We start from the raw sequence: 22119 nt of genomic DNA on the forward strand, positions 1-22119 counted from the left end.
TGGGGCATGGGGAATATACTGACAAGACAGACAAGGTGAATGCCCCATGCCCAATGCCCAATCCCCAATGCCCAATCTTAAAATATCTGCTCAAAAGCCTCAATCAAGTTGTTAACTTCTTCAAGGGTGTTGTAATGTACCATACTCACCCGGACTATTCCACCTTGTGAGGCTAATCCCAGGTATTCAATGAGCCGTTTAGCATAAAAGTCTCCGTAGCGAATCCCAATGTAATGCTGGTCAATTTTTGCGGGAATGGTTGAACTATCCATTCCATCTACGACAAAAGATATAGTCGGTACACGGCATTGACAGTCAGCCTTTGGTTGACCAATCACTCGCACATTAGACTTGTTGTTGAGGTAGTTTAGGAGGCGATCGCTAATATGTTCTTCATGTATGCTCATTAAATCAAATGCCTGCACCATCTGACCTCTCAAATCAGGTGCAGCTTGATCGCCGTAGTGCAGTTGTGCTAACTCACTTAGATAATCGCATAAACCTAACATTCCATAACTTAATTCAAAATTGACATTACCTAATTGAAATTTATAAGGTATATCTGTCTGTTGAATAAAATAATGATTAAGTCCAGGTAATCTTAATAAATGTTCTTCTTTGCCATAGAGTAAGGCATGGTGTGGCCCGTAAACTTTGTAAGAACTCAAAGTATAAAAATCAACATCCAAATCTTGGACATCAACTAATCTATGTGGTGCATAAGCTACACCATCTACACAAATCATTGCGTTGCGATCGTGTACAAATGCAGCAATTTCTTTGATCGGGTTGATGGTTCCCAGAACATTAGAAGCATGAGTCAATGTTACTAGTTTGGTGCGATGACTCATCAATACTTCTAAATCTGCTAGATGAAGTTCTAAGGTATCTGGGCGAATTTGCCATACTTTAACCTTAATTCCTTGTTTTTCTAAAGCAACCCAAGCGCCAATATTTGCTTCATGGTCACAATTAGTAACAATAATCTCATCACCAGGTGTAAAAGTTTGACTTAGACAAATTGAGAGAACTCTTAACATCATTGTCGTAGATGGGCCCATAACTATTTCTTTAGAAGAATTGGCATTAATGAAAGTAGCCATTCCTCTAGTTGCTAAAGCCAATCGTTCTCCCGCAAGTTCAGAAACGGCATAAGAAGCTCCTAATTGGACATCAGAACTCAGGAGAAATTCGCTAATTCTATCTACTACCTTTTTCAAGGTTTGCGATCCGCCAGCATTATCAAAAAAAGTCCATTCACCAGCGAGGGCGGGAAAATATTGACGAACTTTATCAAGATTCAAAAGCATAGTATAAGTTTTGTAGAGAATGTTCTTTACCCTAACCTACCTTTTGGCAAGTCGCCCAGAGAGCATCTTTGATGTTTAAAGCTTGTTGTGACAGCGTTCCTGCTCTACAAGAATCTCTCTATAAGATGTATATTTGGGAACCCAAAGAGTATCTTACTGACATATCTAACTTCCAGCAAGAGTTAATGTCTTGATTCTTCACAATTCTCGCCAATTTATTTGATAAGTTTAAGGTAGAGTCAAATAAATTATTGTTTTGATTCTTAATTCCTTGATTGAAAATAAAGGAACGACCTATGAACACTACGATTAAATACGACATCGAAGTTATCAAGAAAGAAGCACTTCAACTTGTTAAAAAGAGACTTGTTAACCGTCAGCAGGCAATTTATACCCTGTGTAAATATATTCCTCATCGTGACTGGATTAATTTTGAACTTGAGCTAGAAAAAAATGAATTTCTACTCAGAGATAGAATCATCGACTTACTCAATCACGAATCTTGGGAAGATGATTGAGGCTGCATATCATATATAAGAAGTAATAGATGAGTAATATATTAATAAAATCAAAATTACAAATTCATTTTTCAGCATTTAAAACCCTCGAATGAAATCGGGGGTTTTCAACAATAGATTATTAAGTAAGTGGGTCAAATTAAATATAAAACCTCACCGAACAAGGCAAAAGTAAAAAGTAAAAAGGCAAAAGAAATATTGAATTTATCTTTCTTTTTACTTTTTACTTTTATCTTTTTACTTGTTTATGCGTCCTTAATCATTTCCCCTGAATTTATTTATGGGGATTATCTTTTTACTTTTTACTTTTTACTTCTTAACCTGCCTCCGGCTTCCCTCTCCTTAGTAAGGAGAGGGATTGAGGGTGAGGTTTGATGTCTCAAAAGCCTGATTTGTCGTAGCGGTAATTCATGAATTACCGCTACTTAAGAACTTTTTTTTGCGTAAGTCCTGATTGAAATTAGTTCGTAGTGTTCGCGTAGTGTCTCGTAGATAGGGCTGAAGCCCTCACTACAAACCTTTAATTATTTACGCCGACTTAACTTATGTCTTGGAATATAGCCGTTTAAATTATGGTGGCGGTAGGTTTTTTTATTTGTTCGTGGCTCATTGCTCTTATTCTAGCTGTATTTTTCCGTACATATACTATTCGTGCAAGAGGTCTGACTGTCGTATAAATAGATATAAGCTAATACAACCAGATCGGCAAAAAATATAATTACTTCTAATCATCAGTAATCCTATCGGTAAACCGTATATTATGAATAAAGCAATAAAATAATCAGCTTCAAAAGGCAGATTTTGAAGTAATCAAGCAATATCGTTTGATATTTAGCTAATTTTGCTGTGCTTATTTGAATAATCTTCTCAAAGCTTGCTAATTCGAGTATTTACGAAGCTGGAAGCTATTAAAAAGTGAAAAGGAGTGAATGTGATCAACGCCATACAGATTAACGAAAACTTGACAACTACAGGACAAGTCATACCAAAACAGCTTGAGCAAGCTATCCAAGAAGGTTTTAAATCCATCCTAAATCTGCGATCGCCTGATGAGCTAGGATTTTCTAAGGATGAGCAAAAAGTAGCGGAAGCATTAGGGCTGCATTATACAAATGTTCCACTCAAGGTAGATTTAAAAAATTTCAATGAAGAGGCCATTACCAAAATCCTCACGACACTCGAAGAAATTCCTAAACCAGCAGTTGTGCATTGTGCAGCCGGGATGCGATCGACTGGAATTGCACTGTTAAGTATCGCTATCCAAGAAGGATTAACACCAGAAGAAACCTTAGCAAGAGCTAAGAATCTGGGGTTTGGATTCTTTGAACATGCTGGCATTAGTCCCCGACTGAAGCAATTATTTGTGGACTACGTTAGCAAACACGCGAAAGTAGCCGTACCTAGTTACTGAAATAGATTTACTCAGGTAACGTGAGTTTGACAAACCTCTCCCTGCCTTGAACTTTCGTTCAAGTCTGTCCCTCTCCGATTCGGAGAGGGACGGTTTTGTGTAGTAAAACCAGGGAGAGGTTTCTTTTACTCAGATACAATTCGCGCAACTCAGCAACAGAAAAGGCGTAGGCGCAACCCGTCCTAGACATCGCCAGACTCCGAAAAAACAGCATAAATTGTTAACACCCTTGCCCCCAGAGATAACGAAAGTGATACACTACATCCATGCTAGGGGTGCCTACATAACCAGGCTGAGATCACACCCTTAACACCTGAGTCTGGGTAATACCAGCGGAGGGAAGCTGTTTATAGAGGAATCACAGTATGCGGACAGAATGGGTTGCTAAACGGCGTGGGCAGGTTAATGTATCGCAAATGCACTACGCCCGCCAAGGTGTCATCACCGAAGAAATGCACTACGTCGCCCAACGAGAAAATCTCCCTGCCGATCTCATTCGTGACGAAGTGGCGCGGGGGCGAATGATTATCCCCGCTAATATTAATCACACTAATCTAGAGCCGATGGCTATTGGCATCGCCTCTAAATGTAAGGTAAATGCTAATATCGGCGCTTCCCCCAACTCTTCTAACCTTCAAGAAGAAATTGATAAGCTGAATCTAGCGGTGAAGTATGGTGCTGATACCCTGATGGATTTGTCCACAGGTGGCGGTAATTTGGATGAAATTCGTACCGCAATTATTAAGGCTTCAACTATTCCTATTGGTACGGTGCCTGTTTACCAAGCTTTAGAAAGTGTCCACGGCACAATCGAAAATCTGACTGCTGATGATTTTCTCCATATCATCGAAAAACACGCCCAGCAAGGGGTAGATTATCAAACTATCCACGCTGGAATTTTGATTGAGCATTTGCCTTTGGTGAGAAACCGGCTCACAGGTATTGTCTCTCGCGGTGGCGGTATTTTGGCGCGGTGGATGCTGCATCACCACAAACAAAACCCGCTTTATACCCACTTCCAAGATATTATTGAGATTTTCAAAAAGTACGATGTCTCCTTCAGTTTAGGAGATTCCCTGCGTCCTGGTTGTACCCATGATGCCTCAGATGAAGCACAATTAGCTGAATTGAAAACCCTGGGACAACTAACTCGCAAAGCCTGGGAAGATGATATCCAGGTGATGGTGGAAGGGCCTGGACACGTGCCGATGGATCAAATTGAGTTCAATGTCCGTAAGCAGATGGAAGAGTGTTCTGAAGCACCTTTCTATGTTTTGGGGCCATTGGTGACAGACATTGCTCCTGGTTATGACCATATTACTTCAGCCATTGGAGCAGCAATGGCTGGATGGTACGGTACTGCAATGCTGTGCTATGTAACACCCAAAGAACATTTGGGTCTACCAAATGCCGAAGATGTACGGAATGGATTGATTGCCTATAAAATAGCGGCTCATGCGGCTGATATTGCTAGACATCGCCCCGGTGCAAGGGATAGAGATGATGAACTTTCCAAGGCGCGTTACAACTTCGATTGGAACCGTCAGTTTGAATTATCACTCGATCCAGAAAGAGCTAAGGAATATCACGATGAAACTCTGCCAGCAGATATTTATAAAACTGCTGAGTTTTGTTCGATGTGTGGGCCTAAGTTCTGCCCAATGCAAACTAAGGTTGATGCTGATGCGCTGACAGAATTGGAGAAGTTCTTGGCAAAAGAGCCTGTGAGTCAAAGCTAAGGCATAGTTTTGTAGGGTGTGTTATGCCGTAGGCTAACGCACCATCCCAGATTTTCGGTGCGTTAGGATTAACGTCCATAACGCACCCTACCAGATTCAAGCTAATCATCTCCAAAAATCAATTAAGACCCCTCTCCAAACCTCTCCCCGTTGGCGTTAGCCTGTCGTCAGACAAGCGGAGAGAGGCTTAATTTCCGTGATATTTATATGTAAATTTAAGGTAACTAAATCTTTTCTGGAGATATCTCTTGTAGAGACGTAGCACTGCTATGTCTCTACATTCATTATCAGAGATGTCTATTGGCTTAAAATCCAATTTCGATGGTTAAGCTGCGAATCTTTCCTGTATCTGCGTTAGCTTTATCTGCAACTTCAAGTGTCCAGGTTCCTTGAGGATTTTTACCTTTAAAAGCAGCAAGTTTTGGGGTGTTTACCTCGTCATAAGTTGTTTTGATATTATCTGTAGCTCCGCCTTGGCGATCGTGCAGAATGATGGGAAGTATGCCTATTTGCACTGGAGGAAGGAGGGTAACGACAAGATCGCCAATGTAAGTATGCTCGATGTCTACATTAACTTTGATGGACTTCATCAGACTGGTATTAGCGATCGCCAACGACAATGTTGATGTTTGTAAGTCGTTAATGGGGATATCTTGCACTGCCTTGAATATAGTAATGGGCGATGTTTGCGCCGGCTTGGCCAATTCTACAGCTTTGAGAGCATTCATTCGACCGTAACCGTAAAAAGGGCTGCGACCATTGGCATCATATTTACCTCCAGCTTGGTCGATGCGATCGCAAGAGCGTTTTATAATATCTCGTACTTCGTCCCAACGCAGATTTGGATTTCTGGCAATAATCAAGGCTGCTACCCCAGCCGCACCTGGACATGAACTAGAAGTTCCCCCGAATTCGTTCGTGTAATTACCTCCGGCATCACCCAGACTCACATTAAGCGAATTATAACCAACGACACCAGAACGATCGGTTGTCCAAATTCCTGGGGTTTGAGAACTATCACCATTGTTACTGGGGAAGGCACACCACACCGCCTGACCAAAGTCGCTGTAAGCGCTTCTCGTGCCAAAGTCGTTACAAGCTGCCACTGCAATTACCTTTTGGTAGCTGGCGTAGCCGTCGTTATCCACGCTTTCGTTACCATTGCCAGCCGCGAATAAAATTACACAGCCCTTGCCGTTGCGTCCTTTATTGATTGCAAAGTCCATAGCTAGTCGTGTGGAATCAGGCAGAGGTACTTTTTGCTTGTGTACAGGATCGTTTGGCTCAAACCAAACACCATCTGCTGGGCCCCAACTACAAGAAATGACATCAGCGCCATTTTGAGCCGCCCAAATAAAAGCATCTGCTTCATCCTGTGATCCCAATGACGAAGCTAAACGAATCGGCATTAGTTTTGCACCTGGTGCTACACCAGATGCACCAAATTTCCCGTTTCCACAAGCTACTCCGGCACAAGCTGTACCGTGGTTATTGTCGTTTCCGGGTCTAGGGTTGTCACTTTTACGTGTGACATCACGCGGGGCGACAATCTTTCCAGAGGAACGGAATTCTTCATGTTCGAGATCCACACCATCGTCAATAATTGCAATAATTGCCCCTGTGCCATCGCTTAATTTCCAAGCTGCCTCAACGTTGGCATGGGCGTTAATTACTTTACCATTGATTGTTGTTTGCTTTAAGTGCCACTGCTGCGGGAAAACCTGACGTTGGCGTGATTCCCGTACTAATTCAGGATGGCACAGTTCTACTGATTCTTCATTCAGAAGTCTCTCGGCGATGTCAAAGATAGCTATACCAGTATTTGCAGGTGCATTGACAAAATAAGCATTACGTGCGTAATTAAGTTGGCGTTTAATTGTTAAACCGTAACGTCCTAAGACATCTTGGCAAACGCTCGATTCTTCTTCGTTATCGAATTTCACGAAGAGGTTTTCGGTATAAATTATCGGTTGACTCGACACTGGATCGATGAGGACACGTCCGGCAAATTGGACTTCAGATTCTTGATTGAGAATATCACGGGCGCGATCGCGCAGAGCGACACCTTGATTCGGAGTTTTCGCACGCAAAATTTCTACACCCGCTTGCCGAAACCGCGTTGTTAACTCGAATTGATTGAGGATGTTACGAGCCGTGGGTGACACAGGCGCGACTTCAAACGGTCTTGCACCGACAATAGTACTGCGGCTTTCGGTACGCACTACAACGTGTTCGTCACTGATAGCAAGTTCATACTGTGTACCGTTTTGTCCACCATAGCGAACCTGAACCATATTTTAATCTCCTAAATGTTTTGAAAATGGGGAATTGGGAATTGGAATTACTTTTTAAGCTGGCTACATGGTACATGCAGTTTGCACTTAGGTTTACTTTATAGATGCTTTTTATTTCATGTGCTATATGTGTATTACGACATTAAATAGGATTTAATCTCTCTTAAAGTTCATACAAACGTTTGATTCGTCTTTCCACAAATGAAGAGATTCAAAGCAGGCTGCTTTAAGAATCTTCACTATCATTAGGGGCATATAACTTGCATACCGATGAAAAATTTGTATTCCACACCACTAAAAAACGCTATAACATCATTAGAACTTAAGAAAGATGTTTTATTTTCCGGCTGAGTATTTTCTCCAGGTGTACTCTTTACCCCTGATTTCTGAAGTGAGATTTCAAAACGACTATTTTTCTGAGTATCCTGAACAAATTCGTGTTGGTAGCGATTTCACTGCTGTATCCTACACTCGTAAGTCTGGGTACTATGCAATACATTATAATCAGCCCAAGACGGTTGCACCAGGAGCAATTTTACAACTTAATGATGGTGTGACGGGCTACACCTACGCAGTTTTTTCAGGCGAACCCAATCAATCAGAGCAGAATAAACTGAGTCCGATTTACACAGTGCAACCCAATGGTTCTTTAGCAGTACCAACTGGACTGGTTTTTATCCGCTTTGCTGAAGGCGTTGATGTGGAATCTCAGCGCGAGGTAATTAATCAAGCGGGTTACGAAGTAGTACAAATCCTTGACTATGCACCTCATGGCGCTTGGTTGCGTGCCCGATCGGGTAATATTGCTGATGCGATCGCTAAGATTCCTCAGCTAGAAGCAATACCTAAAGTTGAGAATATCGAACCTCAGATGCTTATGGAAAGAGGTTTGAGACTAGAACGTTGATAATTCCTAACTTATCTTCACATAGTTTGTTTTTTCAAGTCGTTCTACTTAATCCAAATTGCCAAAACGATTGAAGTTGTGTCATAGAGTAATTGGTGTTCTCAATTCATCGGTTGGACTATTTGGTGTCACAAGCGATCGCAATGCAATATTTGTACAGAAATTGCGATCGCTAAAACTATTTGCATTGAACAATCAAATGCGGGCTGCTAAAAATAGCACCCCGCAAACCGTACCATTTAGTGATAGCAGAAGGCTAATTCCGATTACAATTAAACAAGCACAAAATTGTTGTTGGTTAATGACAATCCAGTAGATAATTGTGCAAATTGTACTTGAGTAAACCCAGATGCACCGCCATCTTGGTCAAAGAACAATGCACCTGTAGCGCTATTGTAGATAAATCGCTCTTCGCTAGTGGTTGCAGATATTCCGATGATAAACTGACTTGACTGAAGTGAACCTATTGAGAACCCACCATCAAAAGAACGAAATTGAATGAATTCATTAGTAGCATTGAAGTCATCAATAGTATTAATGCCTTCATTGTAACTAGCAAAAATAAAGGTATCAGTCCCATCGCCTCCAAAGATCAGGTTATCGCCTGCTGAACCGCTCAAATCAAATATATCGTCACCAGCGCCACCGTTGAGGGTGTTATTGCCATTACTTCCAACAATGTTGTCATTGTAGGCTGAACCTGAAATATTAAATTGTTCGATGTTCTTGTAGGTAACTAAATACGTGCCTGCCGTAATTGAGCCAATGTTAGTAGTGCTATTGAATGTTGTTGTAATACCCCCTGTCGCATTTCTGTAATCGATGAACAACAAATCGTTATCATTACCCCCATCTACCGTTTGAGTAACTAAACTTGCGGGGGCAGTATCTGGGGATGTGGGGCTTAAATAGAAGAAATCATTACCATCGCCCCCAGAAAGAAAGTTATTACCCGTTGAACCACTAGCATTCAATGTATCGTCACCAATGCCACCATTGAGGGTGTTATTGCCTGATGAGGGGAAACTGGCACTCAATGGATTATTGTTATTGCCTAAGAATAGATAATAGGGAGAGATCGAGAGAGAATCATTCCCATCGTCCCCAGAAAGTAAGTTATTGCCTGTTGAATAATTAGCACTCAATGTATCGTTACCAGCACCACCATTGAGGGTATTATCGCCTGAAGAAGGGACAACTCTTTGCGTGTAAGGGCTACTGATAAGATAACCAGAGACGGAGAGAGAATCATTCCCATCGTCCCCAGAGAGTAGCTTATTGCCTGTTGAAATCTCAGCAAGCAAAATATCATCACCAGCACCACCGTTTAGGGTGTTATCGCCTTTTGAGTAATTAGAGTTTAAGGTATCGTTGCCAGCATCACCGTTTAAGATGTTATTGCCAGCGATAGGATCATATAATATGAAATTGCCTCGGAAAGATACGTAGTAACCAGAGGCACTAAGAGAATCATTGCCATCGCCCCCAGAGAGAAAGTTATTGCCCGTTGAATAATTAGCATCCAATATATCTTTACCAGCGCCACCATTGAGGGTGTTATTCCCTGAAGAGTTAAGAAGTTCCTCGGGGGTATAGAAATTATCAGGTATGGCACCGATGGTCAAAACGTAAGAGGCACTAAGAAAATCATTGCCTTCGCCCCCAGAGAGCAAATTATTGCCTGCTGAATAATTAGCATTCAATGTATCGTCACCAGTGCCACCGTTGAGGGTATTATCGCCTGTTGAAGAGTCAACATTCAGCGTATCATTGCCTGCACCACCAATGAGAAGATTATCCCCAGCACCACCCCGCAGCAAGTCGTTGCCACTTTTGCCGTCAATAATGTCATCACCTCCCTGACCATTGATGACATCATCTGAGTTGTCAAAGCCGTCAACAGTATTGTTCAGGTCATTAAGGAAGGTGACTGTATTTTTGTTGAAGATAGTGCTTTGGGTGGAGTCGGCATTGAAGACATCAAAGCTGTCCGTGCTAGTTTGTCCATAAAATACGATATTGCCCAAGTCTACAGTCGCTCCTGTAGATGTGCTGAGATTATCGAGATTTTCCAGGGCAAAGTTTTGCAGAGTAATTTTGGGAATGAAGTAACTGCTACCCCTTTCAAAGGTGATTTCCAGATTGCTGCCATTCTGGGTAAGCAGCAGATTTTTGGCAGTAAGACCAGGATCTCGGACTATTAGGGTATCCACTTCGGCAATGACTGCTGTTGTCGGACTTGTTCCTTGCCCTATGCCACCAAAATCCGTAATAGTATAATAGTCATTAGTGTTGACGTTATAAGTGTCGTTACCACCTCCACCAATCAATGTGTCGTCACTGCCGAATAGAGTATCATTACCATTGGTTCCACTAATGATATTTGCCATAATTTTTACCTTTTAAAATTGATTTTTTCAGTAAATTGAATGTTCAACCTGGGGTAATTGATCGATGTTTACGGTCACAAAGAAATCTGCAGAAATTGACGTTTTTGGCATCCTTTATACTTATCTAACTATTCTCAAACTATCTAAGTCTTAAGCACTGTACAATTAATCAAGGTGTATATTCATTACAATCCTTCATTTCAGGCTTTTTTAATTATTTTTGTTAAGCAGAAATTATTAAAAAAGCACCAAAAATCTTCTAATTGAATGTTTCAAACTTACGCTTGATATTTGGTTTTTTGCCAGTGCTTAAGTCCTACTAGAAGATAAAATATTCAACTGTATGACTGAGTGTTAAAGAGACTTTTATAACCTCCTTGTCGGCAATTCTACAAAGATGTATAGCTTGAAAATAGAGAACATCTTAATAATCCAACACTGAGAATATAGTACCGTATTTACTTAGATATCTTTAATGAAAAATACATCTTTGCATACTCTTCATATTATTTACTGATAAATTTACGTAAAAGTATTTTTTTTATGCGCTCAATACTTTATGGAATAAAGAGATAGGGAAGACGTAGTAAAGTTATTGTCTCTCAAAAGGACAACTCAAAACCCACAAACAGCCCCGATATTTTATAACTAAGCTGAAAATACTTTAATTTGCATCCTCAAAAAAATAAATCTCTTGTGGGGTGGGCATCTTGCCCGCCCTAGCTGTGCAAATTAAATGCACGACAGCTTATTACAATGGCTAATTCTATTCGCCCAATACTTTTCAAGTAATGTTTAGCTGAAAAGGCGAGAAACATCAACAAAACCTTTATGAATATTTACAATATTTGAAACTTCGGAATACATACTTCCGACTTTACCTGATTGATGGGTAAATAAATTATGACAACCCACAATTATTAGTAATTCTTGAGCGCGAGAAAATGCAACATTTACCCGTTCTGGTTTCTTAGCAAATCCCACATCTCCTTTGCTATTATTGCGAACCATACTCACAATAACAACAGGGCGTTCCATACCTTGAAACCTGTCTACAGTACCAGTACGAATTTCTAATGAAGGAAAAATTTCAGATTGCAAACGTTCATCAATTTTTCTTAATTGAGCGCCATAAAATGTAATTACAGCGATTTCCTTTTTTGGTTCACCATTAGCAACTTTATCAGCCCAAGTAGTCTCAAACTGCTGACACAGACGTTCAATCGCATCAATTTCTGGAGTATTAAAGTAAGAAGTTCCGTTTCTTTGCTCTAAAAACTGATTTTCGATAGGCGTTTTTACCCAAATAAGATGCTGAGATTCTTTGATGATTTCGCTTGCTAAATGATGTGCGCGTTTGGTGTCCGGCTCCAAGATTCCAGATTCTAGTTTACCATCATAAAACTGATTGATTGCACCCATAATAAATGGATGCATTCGATATTGTGTAGTCAGCATTTGTTTAATGCTTTCATCAGCCGATTCAAACTGACTTTTAAATAGCGATTCTTCTAAAAATTGTAATTCGTCTCGTGTATTGCCCATTGTCTGAGCAACTTCTTCAACAGTGCTAGTATCAAGCATGGGTGGTAATTGCCGATGATCGCCTACCATGACTAACTTTTTGCCTTTCAAAGCTGGGATTAATAACTCTGGTGGAGTACACTTACTAACTTCATCGATTATGACGACATCAAAGGATTTAAATTCTTCCGAAAAGCCTCTACTTGCAGCTTGAACGCATGTTATACCAACGACGTTAGCATTATCTAAATAAATACGTCTTAAATCGTCGCGATCGCCTTCTGTTGGCTGTCTTAATTTTCCAATCCAATCTTGGACAAAATTCTGATATTTTTTCAGATAGATTTCGTCTTTTTCAAGTTCCTTCTGCCAAAATTCAAACTGAATATTTATACCGCGTAACAACTCTATATTAAACAAGTCAGCAGCCGAATTTTCTGGCTTAAACTTATCTGGGATTCTTTGCCATTCCCTCAACCACCAATTTCTTTCTTCTATTAAACTATCTGATGGCTGTGGTTGTAATTTTTCTTCTATTTCACGTAAGCTAATTTGTAATTTTTGAAGCTGCTGTAGAGAAGTTTCAGTCTCTGCCTGTAGCTTTGATAAATGTTCATGTAGAGAATTTTTAATCATCTCTAAAATAGCTAAAGGCTGTAATGATGAAATTAAAGTTTCAAGCTGACTAATGGAAGTTGCCCAATAATTAACTTGATTTAAGAACTCTTGGGGATGCTCCCAAATATTTGATTGGGTTGCGAGATATTTTTCAGTTAAAATGCGTAATTGAGCAGGTATATTTTTTTGATTAAGTTCTTGCAAGATATTAATAACTCTTCCAAGTTGCAAATTCGCGTCTTGTTGTGATTTTTCTACCTCAGCTTGAGTAATAGATATTTGCTGTTGGCTAACTTCATTTTTTTGAAGTTCATTTAATTGTTGTTGTAGATACTGTAGCTGTTGTTCAGTTTCGGTTTTTACTTTTAAAACGCATTGACGGGCATTTACAAGGATAGTATCTAGCAATTCTTGAGTAATGCGGGTGAGAGTAGAATCGATATTATTACATTCCCATGATGCACCATAAGTCCGTTGTATTCTAATTAAGAAAACCTGGGTATTCTCAACCAGTAATTTTCGCTGTTTGGGGTTGAGTAGCTGATAATTACTAAACTGTTGATAGGTTTCTTGCCATTGGGTGCGTAGGCTTTGCCCACCGTAGGTATCGTTCTTTGATAACACCATTGGAATCTGACTAAAATTTTCTTGTAAAAAATAGCTAAAATTATGTTTCTTACCCCGTCTGTCAGTAAAACCTCCATCTATTTCATAAGCGATCGCTTTTGTCAATAGATCCCATTCTGGTAGGTTAATTTTGTAAGTTTTTGGTACTATTTGTAATTTTAATGTATTAGCAAACATCAACAAACCTAGCGGTAAGTCCACTAAATTCTCTGTCAGTGGTAAACCTGATTGCTGACAATCTTTTAAAGTTTGATACAAATGAGAAAATGCTGTAGATTTCCATTCTTTTACGGCTGAAATAATATAATCAATTTCCCGTTGGCGGTTTTCCCAAATTTGGATTGTTTGCTGTAGGTTTTGTAGTTTGGCAAGATATTTTTGATAATCTGGTTGTGCCTGATTTAATAATGCAAAATTCTGTTTGACAACCTCCACAGATGCTGCAACTTCTAAAATGGCTTTACTTGCATCTTCAGCATGAGTCAAAGCTGCTTTAAACCCAGAAGTTTCTCTTGCTACAGTTTCGCGCAACCAAACCGCTAAACCAAAAGCACCAAGCGCCGGACGCACTAAGCCAAGTTCATCAGTATATTTGATGGTTTGACGAACATTTGCTAAAAATTCTTCTACTAAACTATTACCTTCTGTGTATGGCTTCAGAAGTGGCAAAAAATCTGTAACTTCTGGAGCTTCCCAATTAATATTTGGTACAGTATTTAGTATATTTTCTAAACCTGTAACTAGAAATTCAACGTTGTTCTGTTTTTCTACAGTTTCGTTGTAAGATTGTTCTTGATTTTTAAAATTAGTTTCTATCTTTAACTTATTTTTATTGAATTTTACTTGCTGTTGATTGAATTCTTCCTCGGCTTGAAAGTATGGTGTGAATCTTTGCGCTGACAGCAGTAATTGACTGAATATTTGGATATTTTCGAGCCGTTGTGTAATATTATTTTCGCAGTCATCTGCTGTATTTTCTAACCATCTGCCAATCACTTGATCTTCTAAAAATGGCTGTCCTTCTTCCCCAACTTTTTCGGCTCTACCTTTGCGTACTGCACGAATTACTGGGTTGTGAACTAATCGACTCAGAGCGTTATCTACTGCTAAATTCGCTTGAGAAGCAATTAGAGTTCGTCCACCGCGAAGGGCTATTTGATAGCAAATCTCGGCAATTACGGTAGTTTTACCAGTACCTGGCGGCCCTTGGATGAGAACAAGATCCTTAGCGGCAAGTACCTTTTCTACTGCTGCTTTTTGACCAGGATTAGCAGAAGATAATAATAAATCTTGTGGTTGAAGTTCAACAGTTGTTTTAATTTGTCTAGCCTGAGAAGCATCGAATAAAAAGTTGCCCAAATAGGGATTTTGGGTGTAACCATTATTCAAATCATCTAAAGCTTTTTTCTTGCGCTGAATTTGCTGAATATCACCAACTGCCTCGAAACATAAAAATCCGGTAGCAGGTAATTTATAACGCTCTGATGCCATAAATTCAGCTAAGTCGCGTTCTAGTCTGAGGCTGATAATACCACGGTTGGTATCAACTTCTTCAACAGTTCCTAATTGACGACCGCTAATCCAATTTTTGCCGACAGGAGCGGTTTCAAAAAGTTTTAAATCTTCGTTTTTTGTACGTCTTGCTCGTTCCCAAAAATTACCTACATCGAGGGAATTTTGATAAAAGCCGTCAAGGGTGGCTGAGGTTACATCTATTTCAAAACTAATCCGCCTTTTGAAGTTATAATTATGACTTACGTAACGCACACAAAATTGACGGGCTTTAGCAATTTTTTCCTCAATTTGCAAAAATGCTTTCCAAGCTTTAAGCTGATCTTCTGTAGGTACATTTTCGCCACAAACTGGCGCGGTAGCGATACGTTTTAATGTCGCCTGGGGAATATCGAGATGATGCTGATGATTAGCCAGTAAACGCAAGCGACAAGGTATAGCATAGCTGTCGGCGTGTCCCCGTGATGGTTGTAATAATTGAGCCGAAAGTATTTTTAAGCCATCGCGTCCATCTTTTTGTACAGCCGCTCTAAATCCTAATGTTTTTCTGAGCTTCTCAAGTCTTGCGGGTAATGGTGAATCATCTGAGTCTGTGGCTATTGTCAAATCCCAGATTTCCTCTCTTGCCTCTTTACCTGCACCTTTACGACGCACATAAAATAGAGAAGGCTTTTTACCGACACATTCATACATTAACTCATTGGCGCGATCGCGCCGCTCCCTAAAATCGGGATATGATTTCAGGGTAGCCTCACCTTCTAGATGGCGGATGAAACTATCAATTGCTGAAGCTATAAACGTATAGCCCCAATCTTCTGAGTTTGTTTTAGTTTTCGAGGATTTTGCTGTTAGTTTACTTATTGCTAAACGAATACGTTCTGCATCGGATTCTGGAATTACACTGGTATGGCTTTTGACTGCAATTTTGAGTTTTTCACAAATTGCTAATAGCTTTTTGCTATCTAAATTTAATTCTTTTGCTAGTTCGTAGATTCTGAGTTTGCCGTTGTTCATCCACTATTACCCTTGTCCGTATTAGCTCTACTGTATTGAACGTTTTACGGATTCAAAAATACTTTTTGCGATTACAAAAAGTATCAAGATTATCAAACCGTAAAAAAAGGCATTTAAGAAAAATGCCCCAATATCTAGACTGATAAAATCCTCTCCACCAATTGTCCCCCAGCCATCTACAGGTGAGCCAGCATTATCGTCATGCAATATTGGGAATGGGAAACCAGCCGTTAAGGAATTACCACCCATACACGTATTTGGAGGACATGGTTCTCTGTAGCAGGGTCCCTTACAACCAGGAGGATTCTGATACCACAGCGATAAAATAGCTAACGGAATTCCTAAGAATGGACTCACTATTATTACTTGTATTACTGTTACAAATATTCTCATCTAAGGGGCTTCAAAATAACAAATTAATCAAAAAAACTCCAGAGGCTGTATCAAAGTTTGTACTGTTGGTAAACTTCACTGGCGGCGCGATGCAGCAGGGAATGCCGCCAAACTAAAGATTTCATATCATCAGCATAACCACCACCAATAACGCAAGCAACGGGATAACCGCTACTCATACAGGTACTTAAAACCTGCATTTCGCGGCGGAAAATGCCAGCATCGGTTAAGGCTAATTTGCCCAAGCGATCGCCTATATGAGGATCAACACCAGCATCATAAAATACTAAGTCTGGCTTGACTTTGGACAATAAATCTGCTAAGTAATTCGCTAATGTTTGTAAATAAGCGTCATCTTCCATTCCCACCGGCAAAGGAATATCCAAATCGCTATTTTGTTTTGTACCGGGAAAATTTACTTCGCAGTGCATGGAGAAGGTAAAAACGCTGTCGTCGTTTTGGAAGATAAAAGCTGTACCGTCTCCTTGATGGACATCTAAATCGACAATCAGGATTTTTTGGACGAGTCCGAATTTTTGTAAAACGCGACAAGCGATCGCTAAATCGTTGAAAATACAAAAACCAGAACCATAACTAGGAAAGGCATGATGAGTTCCACCAGCCGTATTACAAGCTAAACCTTGAGTTAGTGCTAGTTTTGCAGTGAGTATCGTACCACCTACCGCTACACAGGTACGATTCGCTAATGCTGGACTCCAAGGTAAACCAATGCGTCGCTGTGCTTTCGAGTCTAGGGTTCCTTCGCAATAAGCTTGAACGTAGCTTGAGGTGTGGACTAATTCTATCAACTCTAGCGGTGGACGTTCGGGGGTATGAAATTGTTCTTGATTCGCTACACCATCAGTTAAAAGCAATTCGTAGAGTTGTCTGAACTTAGACATCGGGAAACGATGTCCTTCAGGTAGGGGAGCAATGTAATCTGAGTGATAAACAATTGGCAAGTCCATAAGGAAAGAAAATCTCAAGCAGTTAATCCGACAACTAAATTGGACTAATTCTTGCTAAGGGAGGTGTTTTATCGGCAGGGGAGAGAGACGGCGTTTATATCGTCCTTGCAGATTCTTGGTGAGCAACACGCAGGCAAATATGGCGGTTGAAAGTAGGACTACACTAGCTCCAGAGGCAATATCGAGGTAGTAGCTGAGGTAGATGCCTATAAAGGAAATTGCAGATCCTAAAATCCCGGAGACGATCATTATATAACCAAAGCGATCGCTAACTAATCGGGCAATTGATGCCGGGATCACTACTGCTGAAATAATCAGAGTTACCCCCAAAACGTTCAGTGTCGCCACCAGTAAAGTTGCCAACATCAAAGCAAATAAAGTATCCATTGCAAAAATGGGTACGCCATGAACCTGAGCAACTTCCCGATCAAAACACCAAAATAGCAACGGGCGATAGAACAAGAAAACCAGACTGAGTAAGACAATCGTCACACCCGTCACCACCCACAAATCATTAGGGGAAACGCCCAACACATTGCCAAACAAAGCGGCTTCAAAGTTTTGGCTAAACTTGCGATAGCTACTGATCACAGCTACTCCTAAAGCAAAGCTAGCAGTCGTGACAATCCCAATAGCTGCATCTGAGTAGACTTTGCGTCCTGTCAAATATTGAATTAGCAGGGCAGCTGCAAAACCCCAAATTCCAGAGCCAATGTAGAAATTCAAACCCAGTACATAACTCAAGACGGCTCCCCCCAAAATCGCATGGGATAAACCGTGGGCAATGTAACTCATTCTCCGAGTTGTAATATAAACTCCCATAATGCCGCATAATAGCCCCGCCATCATGCCTACTAAAATCGCACGGCTAAAAAATTCGTAGCGAAAGGGTGCTAGTAAAAAATCCATATACAGTATTTATTTAACTATTACATCGTAAGTCCCCCACTGAACCTGTACCCAGGTCAGTGGCGGGATATAAGGTATAAGGTGGGCAATGAGGAATTGACCGACAGGCGATAATGACCGGAGGTCATTGAGGAACGTCGGTCGATGACGAATTGCCAATCTTGGTATTTGGTAGTGAATCAATATACTCTTCTATTAGTTGCGTCAAAGTTTTATCCTGATTCGCCGCATAGTTCCGAAACTTATTCATCCTTCGCACTGATACCCTCAAGCTTATTCTACATTCTTTCATATTTCCACCCAATAGCCGTACATTTATGTTATCATGGCATTAGGAGGAAAATAAATGAAAACTTCATACCAATACCGATTACGCCCCAGAAAACAACAAGTCATCCAGTTTGATAGATGGCTAGATATGTTGAGATGTCAATATAACTTTTTGTTGGCGGATAGATTTCGTTGGTATGAAGAAAATAGATGTTCAATCACTTCTTGCTCCTTATTAGTTTGCCACCTGTCGGAGTTGAGGAACTGTAAGACAGAGCCGAGGGTCGTCCGGTTCTTAAAGCGCAACGCCTCCTAAGCGATGGCCGGATTGGTTGCGAAGCCTACACTCTATCGGTACTCCGATGAGTGTAGGAGATGTCACAAGGATTATTACGCATTGACAGGAAAGATAAAGTTTGAACAAGAATTCAGAAGTCAGAATGGGCTGAACGCCCCGCTATCGCTAACAGGAGTCAGAATCAATCAGTCGGGGATTCAGACCCGCCACTGTTGCTTCGCTTCAATTAAAAATTGATAATTAAAAATTAAAAATTAATTTCCAGTTTTTAATTTTACATTTTTAATTTTTAATTCCCGAAGGGTGGGGGTCTTAAACCCAGTTATTCATCCGCCACTCGGAAAGAATTCATTACTGAATTCTGACTCCTGTTAGCGATAGCGGGGCGTTCAGCCCATCCTGACTCCTGAATTCTGTTTGATAAATAATTTTACCTATTAAATGTTCTTAGGTAGTTGTACAGTAAATAAACTACCTTTACCTACTTCAGAGGCAACATTGATAGTTCCTGCGTGCCCTTCGATAATGCGGTGAGATAAATGTAGCCCTAAGCCACTACCAGAGCGTTTATGTTTGCCTTGGCGAAATCGCTCGAAAATTGTTGCCCGATCTTCGGGTGCAATGCCATATCCTGTATCTTCTACCTCAATTGTTACCGAATCTTGATTTCCTGGATGAGGTGATGTTTCAAAAATACGGATTGTTATGCCTCCTGTATCTGTAAATTTGATGGCATTTGCGATCAAATTGTTTACCACTCGCCGTAGTTCTAAGCGATCGCCCATAATAACGGCAGCATTTTCACTGATTGAGTCTAATTTACTGGTGTCTATTGTCAGAGTCAAACCTTTTTCAATGGTTAGAGGACTTAGTTCGCCGACTACTTCTTGAGATATCTCACGTAAATTGCATTCTTCCCAATTCAAGGTTTTTTTACCTGCTTCAAAGCGATAGACTTCTAACAGAGTATTCACCATGTCCATCAAATTTTGGTTACTGCGAATCATAACTGCGATCGCCTGTTTCATTTCCGGCGAAATTTTGCAGAATGTTTCCATCTCAAACAAATTCAACATCCGATCGGCGGCCACTAGGGGAGTTCGCAAATCATGAGTCAGACGGGAAACGAAGTCTTCCCGTTGACGGGCCATTTTTTGTTGTTCGTCTAGACTGTGCTTGAGACGTAATAGCGATCGCACCCTTGCAAGTAGTTCATCAGTATCAAATGGTTTGCGAATAAAATCGTCAGCACCAGCATCCAAACCTTCGACAACGCTAGATTCATGAAAGGCAGTAATTAGTAGAATTGGAATATAAGAGATTGCAGGATTCTGCCGAATCCGACGGGTGACTTCATAACCATCTATTCCTGGCATCATCACATCTAATAAAATCAGATCGGGTGGAGATTGTTCAACTTGCCGTAAAGCTTTTATTCCATCTGGAGCTAAATCAATTTTATACCCCTCACTTTCTAAAATTGTTTGAACCAAAATAAGATTATCTCGAATGTCGTCAACTGCGAGGATGCGATAAATTTTATTATTTTCAACTACAGACATAATTGATCAATTTTTATTAGTTTTTCGGAAGTAATTTATATTTTAAATTTAGGATATCCTATTGGGTGCTTACCTAGCTTGAGAAGATGACTGATGAGGATTTTTAGCAGAGTAAAAAATTCCGTTGTCATCTAACGGTATTGGAGCATCGGCTACTACATTCGTTAATGTAATTTGACGTGGCAATTCAATTTTAAACATTGAACCAATACCCAATTTGCTCTCAAGAAAAATTTTACCACCCATCATTCGCACCAGGGAATTTACAATTGCCAAACCCAGACCGGTACCTGGATATTTACGAGTGATAGTTTGATCGACTTGTCTAAATGCTTCAAAAATACGTTTAAAATCTCTAGATGCTATGCCAATCCCTGTATCCCTAACAATAATTACTACTCGATTTGCAGTTAGTTCTTCAAGTTCAACCCAAATCTCACCAGACTCTGTAAACTTAATCGCATTGGAAAGCAGATTAATTAAAATCTGTTTGATCCGAACAGGATCGTTAAAAACCAAAGGATTTTGCAAATTGTTTTGCACTAACAATGATAGATTTTTGGCATCAGCTAGAGAACGCATTTCACCTACAGCGAGATTTATTGTCTTTGATAAATCAAATTTTTCCCCTTTTAAATCTAATCGTCCTACCTCCAGCTTAGAAAAGTCGAGAACTTCATTAAGTAACATCAGTAAATGCTTGCCATTATTCAAGATACGCTCAACCATATCCGCTTGCTGGTGAGTTAGTTGACCAAACTTCGGACGCAGCAGTATTTGCGAAAAACCAATAATTGCATTCATCGGCGTTCTAAGTTCGTGAGATATAGTGCCTAAAAAATGTGATTTTAGCTGCGATGTCTCCAATAGCTTGAAGTTTTGCATTTGAATTTGTTGCTGTTGTTTCTCCAACTGCTGGATCTTAATAATGAGTTCCTCTTGTGCCAAGGCTGCCTGCATTTCCGCCCGATAAATCCGAATCGCACTCCGCAAGACCTGTGTCAAGTTTTCTGGAGATATCCTAGACTTAGAAAGATAGTCTGTAGCACCAGCTTTAATTAATTGCACAGCAATTTCTTCATCTCCTCGATCAATTAAGACTACTAAAGGAACTTTAATTTCCAAAGAACGTAACTGTTTGATTAAGGTTAGTCCATCTTGGAGTGGTAAGCGATAGTCGAGTAAAATACAGTCATAAGTAGTAGTATTTAAGGCAGAAAATGCATCATTGCTATCACTCACTTCAGACAGTTCTATTTGAACACCAGCTTCAGTCAGGGCGCGACGGATTGCCATCCTGTCTACTTCGTCATCGTCTACAACCAAAAGTTTCAGCGTCTCTTTCATCGGTTTTTATTTTTGCCGCCAAACAGATGTTGATGTATATCATTTCTCTTTTCAGATTATCTAATTAAAGAATATAAAATTTTCGGACATCTAAAATCTGTAACTTGATTGACTAAGGTATTTCGCACAATACAATTTCCAATACTTATTGAGCTTTGCTATCATCTCTACAAGGTTAAAGGTTTTAGGACAGATGGCTATCCAATAAATTAGCCATTAACAAACCGAAAATTATTGCTCTGAAGAAATTTAAGTAAAATAAAATACTTTACTAAGGTTAAGACAATTGTAAATGAGTGAACAAGCAAACGTCGTCAGCCATTGGTGAGAGTTGCATATTATTATTGTGTACCATAAGCTTGAGCAGTTTTAATCTTCAGATTGATTAGACTAAGTAAATCAGAAAATACTGCCGATACCTATGTATGAATTTTAAATAATCCTGCCTCCTTAAATTTAAGTAATTTTATCAGCGATCGCGGTGTTACGCTGTTCTAAAAACTACCAA

At 40.0% G+C, this 22119-nt stretch carries 15 protein-coding genes, 1 pseudogene and 1 riboswitch; of the genes and pseudogenes, 6 read left to right on the forward strand and 10 right to left on the reverse strand.

The window, feature by feature from the left end; translation table 11 throughout:
* Nucleotides 1-77: 77 nt before the first annotated feature.
* Nucleotides 78-1310: a cysteine desulfurase-like protein gene (locus V7K98_RS23325; protein ID WP_335026153.1), complete on the reverse strand. Its 1233-nt coding sequence runs from the start codon at nt 1308-1310 to the stop codon at nt 78-80.
* A 296-nt stretch (nt 1311-1606) separates the two neighbouring features.
* On the opposite strand from V7K98_RS23325, the gene V7K98_RS23330 reads away from it, so the two are divergent.
* The 3 genes from V7K98_RS23330 (at nt 1607) to thiC (ending at nt 4978) form a co-directional block, all read left to right on the forward strand.
* Nucleotides 1607-1828: a DUF4327 family protein gene (locus tag V7K98_RS23330; RefSeq protein WP_335026155.1), complete on the forward strand. Its 222-nt coding sequence runs from the start codon at nt 1607-1609 to the stop codon at nt 1826-1828.
* A 931-nt stretch (nt 1829-2759) separates the two neighbouring features.
* Entirely contained in the window at nt 2760-3239 is a 480-nt protein-coding gene (locus V7K98_RS23335) for a beta-lactamase hydrolase domain-containing protein (protein WP_335026157.1), read from the forward strand.
* A 261-nt stretch (nt 3240-3500) separates the two neighbouring features.
* Nucleotides 3501-3597: riboswitch (TPP riboswitch) on the forward strand.
* Nucleotides 3598-3604: 7 nt separating this feature from the next.
* Entirely contained in the window at nt 3605-4978 is a 1374-nt protein-coding gene (thiC, locus tag V7K98_RS23340) for a phosphomethylpyrimidine synthase (protein ID WP_335026159.1), read from the forward strand.
* 305 nt (nt 4979-5283) lie between these two features.
* Here thiC and V7K98_RS23345 read toward each other — a convergent pair whose 3' ends face one another.
* Entirely contained in the window at nt 5284-7272 is a 1989-nt protein-coding gene (locus V7K98_RS23345; RefSeq protein ID WP_335026161.1) for a S8 family serine peptidase, read from the reverse strand.
* A gap of 331 nt (nt 7273-7603) precedes the next feature.
* Here V7K98_RS23345 and V7K98_RS23350 point away from each other — a divergent pair, with 331 nt between their 5' ends.
* Nucleotides 7604-8179 (forward strand): hypothetical protein, encoded by a 576-nt coding sequence (locus V7K98_RS23350; RefSeq protein ID WP_335026163.1) that lies wholly within the window; start codon nt 7604-7606, stop codon nt 8177-8179.
* 58 nt (nt 8180-8237) lie between these two features.
* Nucleotides 8238-8495 carry a hypothetical protein gene (locus tag V7K98_RS23355; protein ID WP_335026165.1) on the forward strand — a complete coding sequence of 86 codons (258 nt, stop codon included), beginning with the start codon at nt 8238-8240 and terminating at the stop codon, nt 8493-8495.
* On the opposite strand, the gene V7K98_RS23360 is transcribed toward V7K98_RS23355, so the two are convergent.
* The 6 genes from V7K98_RS23360 to V7K98_RS23385 form a co-directional block, all read right to left on the reverse strand.
* Nucleotides 8452-10569, reverse strand: a complete 2118-nt coding sequence (locus V7K98_RS23360) for a beta strand repeat-containing protein (protein WP_335026167.1) — start codon at nt 10567-10569, stop codon at nt 8452-8454. The two genes, V7K98_RS23355 and V7K98_RS23360, sit on opposite strands and share 44 nt — an antisense overlap.
* A 795-nt stretch (nt 10570-11364) precedes the next feature.
* Complete coding sequence (locus tag V7K98_RS23365) at nt 11365-15864, reverse strand: translation initiation factor IF-2 N-terminal domain-containing protein (RefSeq protein ID WP_335026169.1); 4500 nt, start codon at nt 15862-15864, stop codon at nt 11365-11367.
* Between the two features lie 27 nt (nt 15865-15891).
* The gene (locus tag V7K98_RS23370; RefSeq protein ID WP_335026171.1) at nt 15892-16113 is read right to left on the reverse strand and encodes a hypothetical protein; all 222 of its coding nucleotides are present in this window, start codon (nt 16111-16113) and stop codon (nt 15892-15894) included.
* A 194-nt stretch (nt 16114-16307) separates the two neighbouring features.
* The gene (locus V7K98_RS23375) at nt 16308-17225 is read right to left on the reverse strand and encodes a histone deacetylase family protein (protein WP_335026173.1); all 918 of its coding nucleotides are present in this window, start codon (nt 17223-17225) and stop codon (nt 16308-16310) included.
* A 54-nt stretch (nt 17226-17279) separates the two neighbouring features.
* The gene (locus V7K98_RS23380) at nt 17280-18134 is read right to left on the reverse strand and encodes a metal ABC transporter permease (protein ID WP_335026175.1); all 855 of its coding nucleotides are present in this window, start codon (nt 18132-18134) and stop codon (nt 17280-17282) included.
* A 9-nt stretch (nt 18135-18143) separates the two neighbouring features.
* Complete coding sequence (locus V7K98_RS23385) at nt 18144-18317, reverse strand: hypothetical protein (protein WP_335026177.1); 174 nt, start codon at nt 18315-18317, stop codon at nt 18144-18146.
* 163 nt (nt 18318-18480) lie between these two features.
* On the opposite strand from V7K98_RS23385, the gene V7K98_RS23390 reads away from it, so the two are divergent.
* Nucleotides 18481-18720, forward strand: a complete 240-nt coding sequence (locus tag V7K98_RS23390) for a helix-turn-helix domain-containing protein (protein WP_335026179.1) — start codon at nt 18481-18483, stop codon at nt 18718-18720.
* Nucleotides 18721-19139: 419 nt separating this feature from the next.
* Here V7K98_RS23390 and V7K98_RS23395 read toward each other — a convergent pair whose 3' ends face one another.
* Both V7K98_RS23395 and V7K98_RS23400 read right to left on the reverse strand, forming a co-directional pair.
* A complete protein-coding gene (locus tag V7K98_RS23395; RefSeq protein WP_335026181.1) occupies nt 19140-20264 on the reverse strand; it encodes an ATP-binding response regulator in 1125 nt (374 codons plus the stop codon).
* A gap of 35 nt (nt 20265-20299) precedes the next feature.
* Nucleotides 20300-21611: pseudogene (locus V7K98_RS23400) on the reverse strand (ATP-binding response regulator).
* Between the last annotated feature and the right edge of the window lie 508 nt (nt 21612-22119).

Origin of the sequence: Nostoc sp., assembly GCF_036917435.1 — a bacterium.
Classification (GTDB): domain Bacteria; phylum Cyanobacteriota; class Cyanobacteriia; order Cyanobacteriales; family Nostocaceae; genus Nostoc.

Bases quoted from the DNA above. Each gene is read 5' to 3' on its own strand.
- V7K98_RS23325 (WP_335026153.1), bottom strand. From the start codon at position 1,310: ATGCTTTTGAATCTTGATAAAGTTCGTCAATATTTTCCCGCCCTCGCT.
- V7K98_RS23330 (WP_335026155.1), top strand. From the start codon at position 1,607: ATGAACACTACGATTAAATACGACATCGAAGTTATCAAGAAAGAAGCA.
- thiC (WP_335026159.1), top strand. From the start codon at position 3,605: ATGCGGACAGAATGGGTTGCTAAACGGCGTGGGCAGGTTAATGTATCG.
- V7K98_RS23345 (WP_335026161.1), bottom strand. From the start codon at position 7,272: ATGGTTCAGGTTCGCTATGGTGGACAAAACGGTACACAGTATGAACTT.
- V7K98_RS23350 (WP_335026163.1), top strand. From the start codon at position 7,604: ATGTTTTATTTTCCGGCTGAGTATTTTCTCCAGGTGTACTCTTTACCC.
- V7K98_RS23360 (WP_335026167.1), bottom strand. From the start codon at position 10,569: ATGGCAAATATCATTAGTGGAACCAATGGTAATGATACTCTATTCGGC.
- V7K98_RS23365 (WP_335026169.1), bottom strand. From the start codon at position 15,864: ATGAACAACGGCAAACTCAGAATCTACGAACTAGCAAAAGAATTAAAT.
- V7K98_RS23370 (WP_335026171.1), bottom strand. From the start codon at position 16,113: ATGGGTGGTAATTCCTTAACGGCTGGTTTCCCATTCCCAATATTGCAT.
- V7K98_RS23375 (WP_335026173.1), bottom strand. From the start codon at position 17,225: ATGGACTTGCCAATTGTTTATCACTCAGATTACATTGCTCCCCTACCT.
- V7K98_RS23380 (WP_335026175.1), bottom strand. From the start codon at position 18,134: ATGGATTTTTTACTAGCACCCTTTCGCTACGAATTTTTTAGCCGTGCG.
- V7K98_RS23390 (WP_335026179.1), top strand. From the start codon at position 18,481: ATGAAAACTTCATACCAATACCGATTACGCCCCAGAAAACAACAAGTC.
- V7K98_RS23395 (WP_335026181.1), bottom strand. From the start codon at position 20,264: ATGTCTGTAGTTGAAAATAATAAAATTTATCGCATCCTCGCAGTTGAC.